The 13593-nt window shown below is 58.7% G+C and carries 14 protein-coding genes and 1 tRNA gene; 10 read left to right on the top strand and 5 right to left on the bottom strand.

Annotated elements, in window-relative coordinates:
- The first annotated feature begins 7 nt into the window (after positions 1-7).
- The 10 genes from tolR (at position 8) to AC07OP_RS08065 (ending at position 7177) form a co-directional block, all read left to right on the top strand.
- Positions 8-460: a protein TolR gene (tolR, locus tag AC07OP_RS08110; RefSeq protein WP_161793227.1), complete on the top strand. Its 453-nt coding sequence runs from the start codon at positions 8-10 to the stop codon at positions 458-460.
- Entirely contained in the window at positions 460-1533 is a 1074-nt protein-coding gene (tolA, locus tag AC07OP_RS08105; RefSeq protein ID WP_053135848.1) for a cell envelope integrity protein TolA, read from the top strand. Before tolR ends, tolA begins: the two co-directional genes overlap by 1 nt.
- 17 nt (positions 1534-1550) lie before the next feature.
- The gene (tolB, locus tag AC07OP_RS08100; RefSeq protein ID WP_043293513.1) at positions 1551-2831 is read left to right on the top strand and encodes a Tol-Pal system beta propeller repeat protein TolB; all 1281 of its coding nucleotides are present in this window, start codon (positions 1551-1553) and stop codon (positions 2829-2831) included.
- A 55-nt stretch (positions 2832-2886) separates the two neighbouring features.
- A complete protein-coding gene (pal, locus tag AC07OP_RS08095; RefSeq protein WP_003209827.1) occupies positions 2887-3387 on the top strand; it encodes a peptidoglycan-associated lipoprotein Pal in 501 nt (166 codons plus the stop codon).
- Positions 3388-3393: 6 nt separating this feature from the next.
- Positions 3394-4230, top strand: a complete 837-nt coding sequence (gene ybgF, locus AC07OP_RS08090; RefSeq protein WP_027605544.1) for a tol-pal system protein YbgF — start codon at positions 3394-3396, stop codon at positions 4228-4230.
- A 163-nt stretch (positions 4231-4393) separates the two neighbouring features.
- On the top strand, positions 4394-5041 hold the full coding sequence (gene queE, locus AC07OP_RS08085) for a 7-carboxy-7-deazaguanine synthase QueE (protein WP_090400561.1): 648 nt from the start codon (positions 4394-4396) through the stop codon (positions 5039-5041).
- Between the two features lies 1 nt (position 5042).
- On the top strand, positions 5043-5720 hold the full coding sequence (gene queC / locus AC07OP_RS08080) for a 7-cyano-7-deazaguanine synthase QueC (RefSeq protein ID WP_495100518.1): 678 nt from the start codon (positions 5043-5045) through the stop codon (positions 5718-5720).
- Positions 5721-5783: 63 nt separating this feature from the next.
- Positions 5784-5859, top strand: a tRNA-Lys gene (locus tag AC07OP_RS08075).
- 192 nt (positions 5860-6051) lie between these two features.
- Positions 6052-6630, top strand: coding sequence for an NAD(P)H-dependent oxidoreductase (locus AC07OP_RS08070; RefSeq protein ID WP_495100519.1), 579 nt, complete (start codon positions 6052-6054; stop codon positions 6628-6630).
- A gap of 163 nt (positions 6631-6793) precedes the next feature.
- A complete protein-coding gene (locus AC07OP_RS08065) occupies positions 6794-7177 on the top strand; it encodes a MerR family transcriptional regulator (protein ID WP_074847541.1) in 384 nt (127 codons plus the stop codon).
- 102 nt (positions 7178-7279) lie between these two features.
- Here the strand turns inward: AC07OP_RS08065 and AC07OP_RS08060 are convergent, their stop codons facing one another.
- From AC07OP_RS08060 to AC07OP_RS08040, 5 genes are read right to left on the bottom strand one after another with little or no spacing between them, the layout of a single operon-like run.
- The gene (locus AC07OP_RS08060; RefSeq protein ID WP_495100520.1) at positions 7280-9889 is read right to left on the bottom strand and encodes an efflux RND transporter permease subunit; all 2610 of its coding nucleotides are present in this window, start codon (positions 9887-9889) and stop codon (positions 7280-7282) included.
- Between the two features lie 35 nt (positions 9890-9924).
- Positions 9925-10755, bottom strand: a complete 831-nt coding sequence (locus AC07OP_RS08055; RefSeq protein WP_115487170.1) for an outer membrane lipoprotein-sorting protein — start codon at positions 10753-10755, stop codon at positions 9925-9927.
- A gap of 46 nt (positions 10756-10801) precedes the next feature.
- Positions 10802-12085 carry a DUF1302 family protein gene (locus AC07OP_RS08050; protein WP_115487169.1) on the bottom strand — a complete coding sequence of 428 codons (1284 nt, stop codon included), beginning with the start codon at positions 12083-12085 and terminating at the stop codon, positions 10802-10804.
- Between the two features lie 2 nt (positions 12086-12087).
- On the bottom strand, positions 12088-12852 hold the full coding sequence (locus tag AC07OP_RS08045) for an SDR family NAD(P)-dependent oxidoreductase (RefSeq protein WP_495100521.1): 765 nt from the start codon (positions 12850-12852) through the stop codon (positions 12088-12090).
- Positions 12849-13586 carry a 3-oxoacyl-ACP reductase family protein gene (locus AC07OP_RS08040; RefSeq protein WP_495100522.1) on the bottom strand — a complete coding sequence of 246 codons (738 nt, stop codon included), beginning with the start codon at positions 13584-13586 and terminating at the stop codon, positions 12849-12851. Before AC07OP_RS08040 ends, AC07OP_RS08045 begins: the two co-directional genes overlap by 4 nt.
- Positions 13587-13593 lie beyond the last annotated feature (7 nt).

Below are 13593 nucleotides of genomic sequence, written 5' to 3'. Positions count from 1 at the left end.
GGCTTTAATCGCTCGAGCTCGCAAAAAGCGCAAGCCGGTCGCCGAGATGAACGTAGTGCCCTACATCGACGTGATGCTGGTGTTGCTGGTGATCTTCATGGTGACCGCGCCGATGCTCAACCAGGGCGTGAAGGTTGATCTGCCCAAGGTTTCCAGTGAAGCCTTGCCGCAGGACAACAACACTCAGGTCCTGACCATTTCGATCAAGGCTGACAAGACCTATTACTGGAACCTTGGCAGCGAAGTCGACACGCAGAAACAGCAGGACAAGGCCTTGACCCTGCCGGCGATGACCGATGCGGTGACCAAGATCATTCGCTCCGGCAACGAAGGCGGCAAGCACACCCAGGTGTTCATCCGCGGCGACAAGTCGGTCGACTACGGCTCCGTCATGGGCGCCATGGGCGGGCTGCAGAAGGCCGGCGTCGGTAACGTTGGCTTGATTACCGAGGCGCCCTGATGCACCAACAGCGAGAGCCGTCCGCCTCGGAAAGCTTCTTCTGGCCTAGCGTCTGGGCAATTGCCCTGCACGTCCTGGTCTTTGGCATGCTGTTCGTCAGCTTTGCCATGACCCCGGACCTGCCGCCAGCCAAGCCGATCGTGCAGGCGACCCTGTATCAGCTGAAATCGAAAAGCCAGGCCACCACCCAGACCAATCAGAAGATTGCGGGTGAGGCCCAGAAGTCGGCTGCGCGCCAGACTGAAGTCGAACAGATGGAACAGAAGAAGGTCGAGCAGGAAGCGGTGAAGGCTGCTGCGGAACAAAAGAAAGAAGAGGCGGCTCAAAAGGCCGAGGAATCGAAAAAGGCTGACGAAGCCAAGAAGGCCGACGAGGCGAAAAAGGCTGATGAAGCCAAGAAAGCCGAGAAAGCTGCCGAAGCTAAAAAAGCTGAAGAGAAACAATTGGCTGATATAGCCAAGAAGAAATCTGAAGAAGAAGCCAAGAAGGCTGCCGAAGAAGAGGCCAAGAAAAAGGCCGCTGAAGACGCCAAGAAGAAAATAGTCGAAGACGCGAAGAAGAAAGCCGCCGAAGACGCCAAGAAAAAAGCTGAAGCAGACGAGGCGAAGAAGAAAATCGCCGACGACGCGAAGAAGAAAGCTGCCGCCGATGCCACCAAGAAAAAGGCCCAGGAAGCAGCGCGTAAATCCGCCGAAGAGAAAAAGGCCCAGGCCTTGGCAGATTTGCTCTCCGACACGCCGCAGCGTCAGCAAGCCTTGGCCGATGAACGTGGCGATGAAGTCGCGGGCAGTTTCGACGACCTGATTCGGGCGCGGGCAGCAGAAGGCTGGACACGTCCACCTTCGGCACGCAAAGGCATGACAGTAGTGCTGCAGATCGGCATGTTGCCGGACGGTACGGTGACTTCGGTCAGCGTGGCCAAGTCCAGTGGTGACGGTTCGTTCGACAGTTCGGCGGTTGCCGCGGTCAAGAATATTGGCCGGTTGACCGAGATGCAGGGAATGAAACCAAGCGACTTCGCTCCCTATCGTTCATTCAAGATGACATTCACACCTGAGGATCTAGCCTTGTGAGAAACCTTCTTCGAGGAATGCTTGTCGTTATTTGCTGTATGGCAGGGATAGCGGCGGCGGATGAAAAGAACATCCTGGTCACCAGCGGCAGCGATCGGGCCACCCCGATCGCGGTAGTGCCGTTTGGCTGGCAGGGCGGCAGCGTGCTGCCGGACGACATGGCCCAGATCGTCAGCGACGACCTGCGCAACTCCGGTTACTACGCACCGATTCCGAAAGGCAACATGATCAGCCAGCCGACCCAGGCCAGCGAAGTCATCTTCCGTGATTGGAAAGCGGTGGGCGCGCAGTACCTGATGGTCGGCAGCATCACGCCGGCCGGCGGTCGCCTGCAGATCCAGTACACCTTGTTCAACGTGGCCACCGAGCAGCAGGTCCTGACCGGCAGCGTATCGGGTACCGCCGAACAACTGCGCGACATGGCCCACTACATCTCGGACCAGTCGTTTGAAAAGCTCACCGGTATCAAGGGTGCGTTCTCGACACGCCTGCTTTATGTAACGGCCGAGCGTTTCTCCGTAGACAACACTCGCTACACCCTGCAGCGTTCGGACTACGACGGTGCGCGGGCAGTGACCTTGCTGCAGTCCCGTGAGCCAATCCTGTCGCCGCGCTTCGCGCCGGACGGCAAGCGTATTGCCTACGTGTCTTTCGAACAGAAGCGTCCGCGTATCTTCGTCCAGCACATCGATACTGGCCGTCGTGAGCAGATCACCAACTTCGAAGGCCTCAACGGTGCACCGGCCTGGTCGCCGGATGGTTCGCGCCTGGCATTCGTACTGTCCAAGGACGGCAACCCGGACATCTACGTGATGAACATGGCTTCGCGCCAGATCAGCCGCGTGACCAGCGGTCCTGGTATCAACACCGAACCGTTCTGGGGCAAGGATGGTTCGACCATCTACTTCACCTCGGACCGCGGCGGCAAGCCACAGATCTACAAGACGAGCGTTGGCGGCGGGGGGGCGGAACGCGTGACCTTTATCGGTAACTACAACGCCAATCCTAAGCTTTCGGCTGATGAAAAGACGTTGGTGATGATTCACCGTCAGGATGGTTTCACTAATTTCCGGGTTGCGGCCCAGGATTTGCAGCGTGGAACGGTAAAAATCCTCACAGATACCAACCTTGATGAGTCAGCTACTGTTGCGCCCAACGGCACCATGGTAATCTACGCCACCCGCCAGCAGGGCCGGGGAGTCTTGATGCTCGTGTCCATTAATGGACGCGTAAGGCTCCCGCTTCCTACCGCACAAGGCGAAGTCAGAGAACCGTCCTGGTCCCCTTACCTGAACTGACGCGGCGCTACAAAAAGAAGTACTTAACACACTGGGGTTCATTAGGAGTTTCACGATGGAAATGCTGAAGTTTGGTAAGTTTGCTGCTCTGGCTCTGGCTCTGTCCGTAGCCGTTGGTTGCTCGTCTAAAGGCGGCGACAATGCCGGTGAAGGCGCAGCTGTTGATCCAAACGCTGGTTACGGCGCTAACACTGGTGCAGTTGACGGCTCCCTGAGCGAAGAAGCTGCTCTGCGCGCTATCACCACTTTCTACTTCGAATACGACAGTTCGGACCTGAAGCCAGAAGCCATGCGCGCTCTGGACGTTCACGCGAAGGACCTGAAAGCTAACGGCGCTCGCGTTGTTCTGGAAGGTAACACTGACGAACGTGGTACTCGTGAGTACAACATGGCACTGGGCGAGCGTCGTGCGAAAGCCGTTCAGCGCTACCTGGTACTGCAAGGTGTTGCTCCAGGCCAACTGGAACTGGTTTCCTACGGTAAAGAGCGTCCAGTTGCTACTGGCCACGACGAGCAGTCCTGGGCTCAAAACCGTCGCGTCGAACTGCGTAAGTAATTCGTCATGCGAACGTGCCGTCGTGCTCTAACTGTATTGGCTCTCAGCCTCGCCCCGCTTGCGGTGTGGGCTGCGGTTCCTGTGGAAGATAGCAACTCTGGCTATAACAATAGCGGGAGCAGCTATCCGCCAGCGGGTTATGGCACGAACGGCGCCTATGCTGGGGGGGCGGCTACGTCCGCTCCTTCGGCACAGGGCGAACTGTTCAACCAGCTGCAACGCATGCAGGATCAATTGGCGCAGCAACAAGGCACCATTGAAGTTCTGCAAAATGAGGTGCGTCAGCTGAAGCAGGAAGGCCTGGAGCGTTACCAGGATCTTGATCGACGTATAGGAGCCGGTGTTACACCTGCCGCTACTCCTGATAATTCTTCTGCCGGTGGCGCGCCCAGCGCGGCTATCGGTGGTGCAGCAGCAGGGGCCGCCGCTGCGAGCCAAGCCCCTGCCGCCAGCAGTGAACCGGGTGATCCGGCGAAAGAAAAGCTGTATTACGATGCAGCCTTCGACCTGATCAAGGCCAAGGATTTCGATAAGGCCAGCAAAGCCTTTACCGCTTTCCTGGGCCGCTACCCAAACAGCCAGTACGCGGGCAATGCCCAATACTGGTTGGGCGAGGTGAATCTGGCAAAGGGTGATCTGCAGGGGGCGGGCCAGGCATTTGCCAAGGTCAGTCAACTGTACCCCAAGCACGCCAAGGTGCCCGACTCGCTGTATAAACTCGCTGACGTAGAACGCCGCCTGGGTCATACCGACAAGGTCAAAGGCATTCTGCAGCAGGTCGTAGCCCAGTATCCGGGTACCTCCGCTGCACAGTTGGCCCAACGGGATCTGCAACGCTTGTAAGCGATGCAGCCGTTTAGAAGAAACCCGCGCCTGGCGCGGGTTTTTTCGTTAGAATCCACGCCCTTTTATGACACACGCTTCCTGGGGCCTACGCGTTGGCGGGGTTCCTTGAAGTGCCTGACGGAGGCGGACAGCCTGTTTAGCTGTTACGCCCGTGGCGACTATGCAAGACACATTACGCATCACCGAAGTTTTTTACTCGTTACAGGGTGAAACGCGAACCGCTGGCCTGCCCACGGTTTTTGTGCGCCTGACCGGTTGCCCCTTGCGTTGCCAATACTGTGACAGCGCCTACGCCTTCAGTGGCGGCACCGTGCGCACCCTCGAAGACATCCTGGAGCAGGTTGCCAGCTACCGGCCCCGCTACGTTTGTGTAACGGGTGGCGAGCCCCTGGCCCAGCCCAACGCCATCCCCTTGCTCAAACAGCTGTGTGATGCCGGTTACGAGGTCTCCCTGGAAACCAGCGGGGCCCTGGATATTTCCGCTGTAGACCCGCGTGTCAGCCGAGTGGTTGACCTCAAGACGCCGGGCTCCAAGGAAGTGCATCGCAACCGCTACGAGAACATCGAACTGCTGACGCCCAACGATCAGGTCAAGTTCGTGATTTGTTCCCGTGAAGACTATGACTGGGCCAACTCCAAGCTGATCCAGTACGGCCTTGACCGCCGTGCCGGTGAGGTGTTGTTCTCTCCCAGCCACCACGACCTGAACGCGCGCGATCTGGCCGACTGGGTGGTTGCCGATAACCTGCCCGTACGCCTGCAATTGCAGCTGCATAAATACCTGTGGAACGACGAACCGGGGCGCTGAGATGACTGATCAAAAGCGCGCGGTCATCCTGCTGTCCGGTGGCCTCGACTCCGCGACGTTAGTGGCCATGGTTCGCGCCGAAGGCTACAGCTGTTACACCATGAGCTTCGACTACGGTCAGCGCCACCGTGCCGAGTTGGAGGCCGCCGCCCGTGTGGCCCGAGACCTGGGCGTGGTCGAACACAAGGTGATTGGCCTGAACCTCGACGGCATGGGGGGCTCGGCCTTGACCGACAGCACTATCGACGTCCCTGAGAGCCCCACCCAAGGCATCCCGGTCACCTACGTACCGGCACGCAATACGGTGTTCCTGTCCCTGGCCCTGGGCTGGGCGGAGGTTCTGAATGCCCGGGACATCTTCATCGGGGTTAACGCGCTTGATTACAACGGCTACCCGGACTGCCGCCCCGAATACGTCGAGTCGTTCGAACGTATGGCCAATTTGGCGACAAAAGCCGGGGTAGAAGGGCAGGGTTTCCGGATCCAGGCACCGCTGCAAAACCTGAGCAAGGCCGCTATCGTTAAGGTTGGCGTAGGACTTGGTGTCGATTACGCGCTGACAGTTTCCTGCTATCAGGCAGACGATGACGGCCGTGCCTGTGGGAAGTGCGACAGCTGCCGACTGCGTGCAGAGGGCTTCCAAATGGCCGGAATTACGGACCCGACGCGTTATTTCTGATTTATTTCAAATAAGGTGTTGAATAATCCTTAGAAATCAGTATTATACGCGCCACCACACAGCGGGTCGTTAGCTCAGTTGGTAGAGCAGTTGGCTTTTAACCAATTGGTCGTAGGTTCGAATCCCACACGACCCACCATTTTTGGCGGTTTAGAAAATCCGGAAGGCCCACGCAAGTGAGGATTTCCGGGTTTTTTTTTGCCCGCGATTTGGTGCTTACCTGCCGGTGCGCAATGCACCCAAGCTATACCAGCATTTGGCAAACCTCCCTGTTGACTCTCCTGTTACGGGCACACCCTATCCTGCCTGCTCGACTTTTCAGGATGAAGTGATGATGAGCAAGCGAGTACTGGTGATTCTGGGGCACCCCTCAACCGACAGTTTCTGTGGGGCATTGACCGACACCTATGTGAAGGCGGCCACGGAGGCCGGGCACGATGTGCGTCTGTTACGCCTCGATACACTGCGGTTTGATCCAGTGCTGCACGATGGCTACAAACAGGTTCAGTTGCTGGAGCCCGATCTGCTCAAGGCCCAGGCCGATATCACCTGGGCTGAGCACCTGGCGTTTGTCTATCCCATCTGGTGGGGCGGAATTCCGGCCCTGATGAAAGGCTTCTTCGATCGGATATTCCTTCCCGGATTTGCCTTCAAGTACCGCGAAGGCAAAGCCTTTCCCGACAAGCTTTTGAAGGGGCGCACGGCTCACCTGCTGGTCACGATGGATACCCCGCCGTGGTACTACAAGTGGGTCTACCGCATGCCGGGCCTGCACCAGATGCGCAAGACCACCCTGGAGTTCTGCGGCATCAAACCATTGAAGACCCTTACGTTCGGGCCGATCCTCGGTTCCGGCGACTCCCAGCGCGAAGCCTGGCTCAAGCAAGCCCAGGCTATCGCTTGCCGCTGACATAGCCGTTGCACAGCATCGCCTTGCAGCAGGCGATGCCGGCTTTATCCCTGCCAAGTACACTGCCTTTTGCCACCTTCGGGTTTCCGACCCCGTAGACATGTGTGAAGATGCGGCGCGCCAAAGTACGCGCCTCTTCTGCGCCATAAAAAAGGACTTTTACATGTATATCGGCAAAGCTGCCCAGTTGTCGGGCACGACAGTCAAGACGATCCGCCACTATGAAGACATTGGTTTGCTGCCGCCGCCGGTGCGCGAAGGGAAGTATCGGGTCTATAGCCAGCAAAGCGTTGAGCTGCTGACGTTTATAAAATGCGCTCAGCAGTTGGGCTTCAAGCTCAAGGAAATGCAGGCGATCCTTCAGGATCACCGGGGCCAGGAGCTGCCGTGGGATTTGGCCAACCAGGCGATTGCGGATAAAAAGCTGGAACTGAAAAACCAGATCGAAGGCTTGCAAAGTATCTACGACGGCCTTGAACAGTTCGAGAGCAGCCTCAAGGACGCCCAGTATCAATGCCAGTTTGAACATCTTTCCAAAACGGCCTGAACGAACGTGCTGCATGACCTCATGAAGCGTTGTGTGCTGTTCGGAAACGCCGGCAACCCCTGGTTACTCAATGGCTATGGCCGGCGTCGTCCGTTCCAGCCTCTAGCTCAAGGCGCCCTCGCGTTCTGGGTACTCGCGTTCATCAGTCCGCTGCTCGGGCACAATGGCTGCAAAGAACCACGGAGATATCAAGGTCACTAACAGGATGGTCATGACGCCGCTGGAGAAGAGGGCCAGCGCTACCAGTGTTCCCAAGTCAATGACCGGCTTGTAGGCGGAAAACAGCAGGGCAAGGAAGCCCACCGAGAAAATCACCACGTTGACCACTGTCGAACGCCCGACACTGTGCATCGCCGTCAGGATCGCCTCGTCCACGTGGATACCTTGCTGAACCAGCAGCTTGATGCGCGACAGCAGGTGCACCGCGTAATCCACCACGCCCACGACCAGGAACGTCACCAGTGTCGTGCCGATATTCAACTCGATGTCCAACAGGTACATAAAGCCATACACCGTCACCGACGTGGTCAGCAGTGTCAGCATGCCCAGAATGCCCAGCCGGACGGACTTCAGCCAGAACATCATCATCAGCGTGACCACCAGCAGCGCGAGCGAGAAGCTCAGGACCTGGCCCTGGGTAATCTCGGCCAATATGCCGGTCCATATTTTTGGCGTACCGGCATGGGTAACCTGCAGATTGGCCGGCTTGTTTACCAGCAGCCAGGCGTCCAGGCGATCGAGCATGGCCTTGTAGTCGCTGGCCACCGAAGAGGTCATGGTGTAGAGCGTCAAGGCCTTGGAGTAGTCGGCATTCAGTACGTTCTGCAAGTCTGAACCACCGCCGTTCTCGAACATCATGATGTGTTGCTCGATGAGCGAGTTACCGTCGACCTCAAAGGTTTCCGCCTGCCCCTCATCGTTGACCGATGTCACCTGCTCCAGGGCCTGTGGGACCCGCAGGTACTCAGGGTTCATATCATTGAGCACCAGGTTCATGCGCTTGACGTAAGCCGCCACCGAATAGGTGTAACTGACGTTTGGCTGAGACTTGAGAAAATGATCGAGCTTGTCGAGGAACTGCACGGTCTCCGTGGTCAACGCGCCACGCGGGGTCTTGGTGTCGAACGCAATCCAGCCGGGGGACGTGCCCGCGATCCGGGAGCGGTTGATGAACTCATCGGACACGCGCACCGGGCTGTCTTTCTTGAAGTAGGCGATGCCCGAGTCTTCGATATCGACCATGAAGGTAAACACCGTCATCAGCGCCAGCAACGGCAAGCTGACCAGCAGCACCGGTTTGCGCCAGCGGATCAGACGGGCACAAAAAGCCACCAGGTAGCGCGAGATGATCGACTCTTTGTGCACGGTTTTACGCGGCGGCTGATCTTTGCCCCAGATGGAAATCCACGCCGGAATCAACAGCAGCGAGATGATCAGGGCGGCCGTCAGCCCGATGGACATGAACACCCCGAAATTCCGGATACTGACGATGTTGTTGGTGGTGGAGATCATAAAGGTGGCGATGGTGGTCACGGTGGTCAGCACCACCGGAACCACCATGCGGCGCATGGTTTCGCGGTTGGCCTCGCGGTACGTCTTGCCGGCATTGAGTTGCTCATAGTACTCAGCCATCACATGTATCGCGTCAGCGCAGCAGATGGTGAACAAAAATACCGGCAGCACACTGGTGAGCAGGTCGATGGGCACTTTTAACAAGGCCATCAGCCCCAGCGTCCAGATCGTGCAGAAGAGAATATTAAACAGCGGCAGGAACACACCCAGCGGCTTGCGAAAGAAAAACACCAGCATGGAAGTCACAAGCAGGAACACGATAGGAAACAGCAGCGCCAGGTCGTGATCGATGATCTCTTGTTGGGCAGCGATGAAGATCGGCGTCCCGGCAATAAACACTTCATCGGTGAATTGCGGATGTTTGCTCTGATAGTCCGCGACGATCTGGCGCACCTGCTGGTACGCCCGCAGTTGCGCCTGGGCGTCGTCCTGCTTGGTGCCCAGTTCGGCCACCACCACCGCGACTTTCTTGTCAGGGGAGACCACCCCGCCGACCATTTGCTCGTTGCCCATGATCTGCGCTTCGACGACCTGCGGGTCCATGTCCAGGCCGTGCAGGGTCTTGTGAATCCACAGTTCGCCATCGGCGCTCAGGCTGATGTTTTCCAGGTCGGCCATCGAGGCCATTTCCTGGATGGGGTTAATCCGTTCCGCCAGGAACGTCAGAAACTGCTGGTCTCGTTCTGCCCAGCCCTGGCCGCGGGCGTGATCGCGCAGGGCCTTGGCTTGGGCATAGTCGTTTTGGTTAAACCCGCCGCCGAGGATATCGCTGGCCAACAGTTGGGCGCGGCTGTCGTTTTCATGCTGGCCGACAACACGGCGCAACTCGACTTCATCGTCGGCATTGGCCAGCATCAGCCGGCGAAGGGCCTGGGAGATTTCGAACTGCGCGTTGAGCGACTGCGTGTTAAACACGCTGTGCGCATTGCTCTGGGCCACCATGACCGAGTCATAGGTGCCGGTGAACTCGTGCTGCAGGTCGATAATGGTTTTGCGCGCCGGGTGGCTTTCCTTGAGCAAGTAGGGGTTGGTGTCCGACATCAGCGAGCCGAGGGTATAGGTGAAGTAGGCCGTGATCGCCACCAGCACAAATACAATCGTGCGCGCATAGCGCTCAACGAAGTTCAGGTATCGTTCCATAGTTCAATCGGTTCCACGAAAGGCAGGCGCAGTATTCAGCGGGCGGATACGGTAAATTCAGGCAGGTCGCCGGTTTTCAGGCCGCGTTTGATTGCGGTCTGGTTGAACAGCCAATCGTCCAGTTCGACGTTGTACTGCAACTGGTTGAACCGCAGTTGGGAGCGCGTGCCGGCGATGAAGTCTTCGGTTTCGCTGAGGGTGATGCTGTCGATTTGATCGACCGTCTCGACTTTCAGCGTACGCATCTGCTTGAACATCACGCCTTTGACGTCGAAGAAGTCCTGACGCATGACCAGGTTGTTTTGCTTGTCGATCCACACCTTGAGCTGGTTGTAGCCTGTCTTGGCGAGAATCTGCGCAGACACCGGCGTGCGCTCGATGACGTAGCACTCGCGCCCGCCCATGGTCTCCTCGCCCACCAGTGTTTGGCGGTAGTCTTCGGCACGGATCTTGTCCAAATCCGCGTAGGAGTAATCGCTGCCCATAAATGCGCCACGCTTATCGGTGGTCGAGATCCGCCGGGTCTGTCGGCTGACCGGCAGGTACATCCACTGGCTGTCCTCGGCATTCAGTGCTTCGTGGGGGTTCTCGATGTGGAAGGCGACGTTGCGCACATCGTTGGGCGCCGAGAAGTACATGGTGAACTTGTCACTGTCCGGGTAATCCTTTTGCAGGTAGCTGAACTCCCGCACCCGGCTATTGCCTTGCTTGTCGAGCAGGATCAACGACACCTGCGACATAAAACTCTTGCCGTCATTGCGGTCACGGGCCTGACGAATGATGTCGTCGGCGTTCGGGGCGGCCAATGCCCCCATGCTGGTCAGCATCAGGAGGCTGGCGGTCAAGGCCTTGAGGGGCGGCAACATAGAATTTCCTTTTCTTGAAGAGGTTTTTATTGAGATCAGTTCGGGCTCAGAACAGGTAGCCGGCGGACACGCGCAGTTGATCGCGTTGGCGGTACTGGCCAAAAGTGCGGTCTTCCTTGCCAAAAAATACATCCACCTCCAGGCCCAACTTCAGCCAGTCCACTGGGGTGTAGGTGAAGATGCCTTGCAGCAAAGCGTCGTCTTTGGCCGGCGGTGACATGGCCAGGACCAGGCGGGACTTGAGGCGGTCACGCAGGTGATTGCCCTCGGCGGACAGGGTGAACAACGGCTGGCGTTTGTCCTGCACCATGCCCATTTGCCAGTCCAGCAACTGCTGCTCCTGCCATTGCACGGAAATCAGCCAGTTGCGCAGCAGGTAGTCGACCCCCAGCAATGACTTGACCATCGGGCTCTGGCTGCTGCCGTGGGTGCGGTAGGGGTTGGTGACGTGCCAGCGATCGAAGTAGGCCACCTCGCTGCGCACCACAAAGCTGTGGCCGGCATCGATCGCCAGGCCGGCGCCGCCCATGCTGTAACGTGGGAACTGGCGCTCCAGGAGCACGCGCTGATCGTCGGCGATGCCTTCGACCGCATACACCGGGTCCTGCTGGCGGGCGTTGAGGGCGACAAAACTGGCGTCCACCGAGCCGATCCTGCCGTTGGCGCTCATGCCATAGGAAAACCCTTTCTGCCCGCTGTAGTCCGGCTTCGAATCGATCACGAACAGGTCCGGGTCCGGGACTGCGAACAACGGTGCGTCGAACTCGCTACCCTGGGCCGGTGCCTGGTTTTTCAGGAAGTCGGTGATCCACAAGGCTTCCACTTCCCACTCGCCCACGGGCTGGGTCAGGCGCACCATCGGCACGGCGATGCGGCTGTCTTCAAGCAAGGCCGTGACCCCTTCGCGATAGTCGATGGGGTTGACCTGATCCAGCACCCGCAGCTCGTCGGCGCGGCCCCAGACCACTTGCTGCCAACCTACGGTGACTTCACCGTCGCCCAGGTAATGGCCCCAGTAGAGGTGTCGCCAGTCGGCACTGAAGCGGTAGTCATCCCGTGCCTCCTGGCTGTAAGGGTTATGCCCGTCATAGCGCGCGTCGTAGCGCACCCGGCCCTTGGCCTTGTAGTAGCCGCTGTCCCAGTTGTCTTCCAGGTTGGCCTTGAAATACACCGCCTTCTGGGTGACAGGATCGTCGCCGTGCAGGCGCAAGGCACTGGCCAGTCCTACTTCCGCATCGGCATGGGCGGGCAACAGGTCTGCACCGGCCAGTCGCGGCGCCAGCGATACCAGGCCGAGCAACAGGCTGCGCGTGAACAATGCTGTGCTCATGACTACATCCCCAACCCGGCGCCGCCATCGATCATCAGGCTCTGGGCCGTGACCCCGGAGGCCTCAGGGCTGACCAGGTAACGCACCATGGCGGCGACTTCGTCGGCCTGGATAAACCGGCGCAAGGGCAGTTTTTTCTTGGCATTGCGCAGGATCTGCTCCTGGCTGATCCCGGCAATACTGGCTTGCGTCGCCAGTTCGCCCTGCAGCATCGGCGTATCGATCCAGGCTGGCAGAATCGCGTTCACGGTAATTCGGCGCGGCGCCAGGTCCAGTGCCAGTGCCTTGGTCATGCCGATAATGCCGTGCTTGGAGGCACAGTACGCGGTGTTGCGGACCTTGCCGATGCGACCCAGGATCGACGACAAGTTGATGATGCGGCCGCGATCCGCCAGCAGTGGCAGGCACAACGAGGTGACATAAAAGGTGCCGTTCAGATTGACGGAAATTACCTTGTGCCAATTGTCCAGGTCCTCTGGTTCATTCTCGTTGCAGACCCCGGCGCTGTTGACCAGTACATCGATAAAGCCGATGCGCGCCGACAGGTCGTTGAATAACCCCTGCACGCTGGCAAGGTCGGCGATATCGACGCCATGGGTCTCGACGCTCGCGGCAAAGGTTGCGGCGCCGACCCAGTCCTGCAGTGATGCCACGTCACGGTCCACCAGGATCAGGCGGTGGGCCGAGTCGTTGGCGAAATGTTCCGCCACGGCCCGGCCGATACCGTTGGCGGCGCCGGTAATCAAAAACGTTCTGGGTGTATTCATGGCATTTTCAGCCCGCCATTGACCGACAGTACTTCGCCGGTCACATAGGTTGCGCGCTCGGCGAGGTACAGCACGGCTTCGGCAATGTCCCTCGGCACGGCGAAACGCTTGATCAACAGTCGCGACTGCACTTCCTGCTCGTGGGTTTCGAGCAAGGCGGCGGTCATGTCGGTGCTGACGATGCCCGGTGCGACCGCGTTGACGCGGATATTGCGCGGTGCCAACTCAACCGCCAGGGCGCGTGTCAGAGCCTCCACACCGCCCTTGGCGGCGGCGTAGCTGCTTTGCCCTTTGCCAGGCTTTTGCGCAGCCACTGAACTGAGGTTGATGATGCAGCCTTGACGCTGACGCATCATGCCGGGCACCACCTGCTGGCAGCAGAGCAGAGTGCCGATCAGGTTGGTCTGGATCACCGCGCAGATGGCCTCGGTGGAGAGTGTCGCCAGCAATCCATCGCGCGTGATGCCGGCGTTATTGACCAGCAGGTCGATGCGCTCGAAGCGCTGTTCAACCTGTTCGAAAAACACCTTGATGCTGTGGGCGTCACTGATGTCGCACTGCGCCGTGAAGCATTCGCCACCGAGCTTTTCGACTTCATCACGTACCGCCAGGGCCGCCGCTTCGTCACGCACGTAGTTGAACGCGACCTGGTAGCCGGCCTCGACCAGTGCCAGGACGACCGCTTTGCCGATGCCGCGACTGCCTCCGGTGACTACCGCTGTTTTAGAAGACATGGCCGTT

It is taken from the genome of Pseudomonas sp. GW821-FHT09D08 (assembly GCF_059416305.1).
This window is presented reverse-complemented; position numbering and strand designations above follow the sequence as displayed.

Coding starts and splice junctions, on each gene's coding strand:
- AC07OP_RS08045 (WP_495100521.1), bottom strand. CDS start 12,852: ATGAATACACCCAGAACGTTTTTGATTACCGGCGCCGCCAACGGTATC.
- AC07OP_RS08060 (WP_495100520.1), bottom strand. CDS start 9,889: ATGGAACGATACCTGAACTTCGTTGAGCGCTATGCGCGCACGATTGTA.
- AC07OP_RS08065 (WP_074847541.1), top strand. CDS start 6,794: ATGTATATCGGCAAAGCTGCCCAGTTGTCGGGCACGACAGTCAAGACG.
- AC07OP_RS08055 (WP_115487170.1), bottom strand. CDS start 10,755: ATGTTGCCGCCCCTCAAGGCCTTGACCGCCAGCCTCCTGATGCTGACC.
- pal (WP_003209827.1), top strand. CDS start 2,887: ATGGAAATGCTGAAGTTTGGTAAGTTTGCTGCTCTGGCTCTGGCTCTG.
- tolA (WP_053135848.1), top strand. CDS start 460: ATGCACCAACAGCGAGAGCCGTCCGCCTCGGAAAGCTTCTTCTGGCCT.
- AC07OP_RS08040 (WP_495100522.1), bottom strand. CDS start 13,586: ATGTCTTCTAAAACAGCGGTAGTCACCGGAGGCAGTCGCGGCATCGGC.
- queE (WP_090400561.1), top strand. CDS start 4,394: ATGCAAGACACATTACGCATCACCGAAGTTTTTTACTCGTTACAGGGT.
- ybgF (WP_027605544.1), top strand. CDS start 3,394: ATGCGAACGTGCCGTCGTGCTCTAACTGTATTGGCTCTCAGCCTCGCC.
- AC07OP_RS08070 (WP_495100519.1), top strand. CDS start 6,052: ATGATGAGCAAGCGAGTACTGGTGATTCTGGGGCACCCCTCAACCGAC.
- queC (WP_495100518.1), top strand. CDS start 5,043: ATGACTGATCAAAAGCGCGCGGTCATCCTGCTGTCCGGTGGCCTCGAC.
- tolB (WP_043293513.1), top strand. CDS start 1,551: ATGCTTGTCGTTATTTGCTGTATGGCAGGGATAGCGGCGGCGGATGAA.
- AC07OP_RS08050 (WP_115487169.1), bottom strand. CDS start 12,085: ATGAGCACAGCATTGTTCACGCGCAGCCTGTTGCTCGGCCTGGTATCG.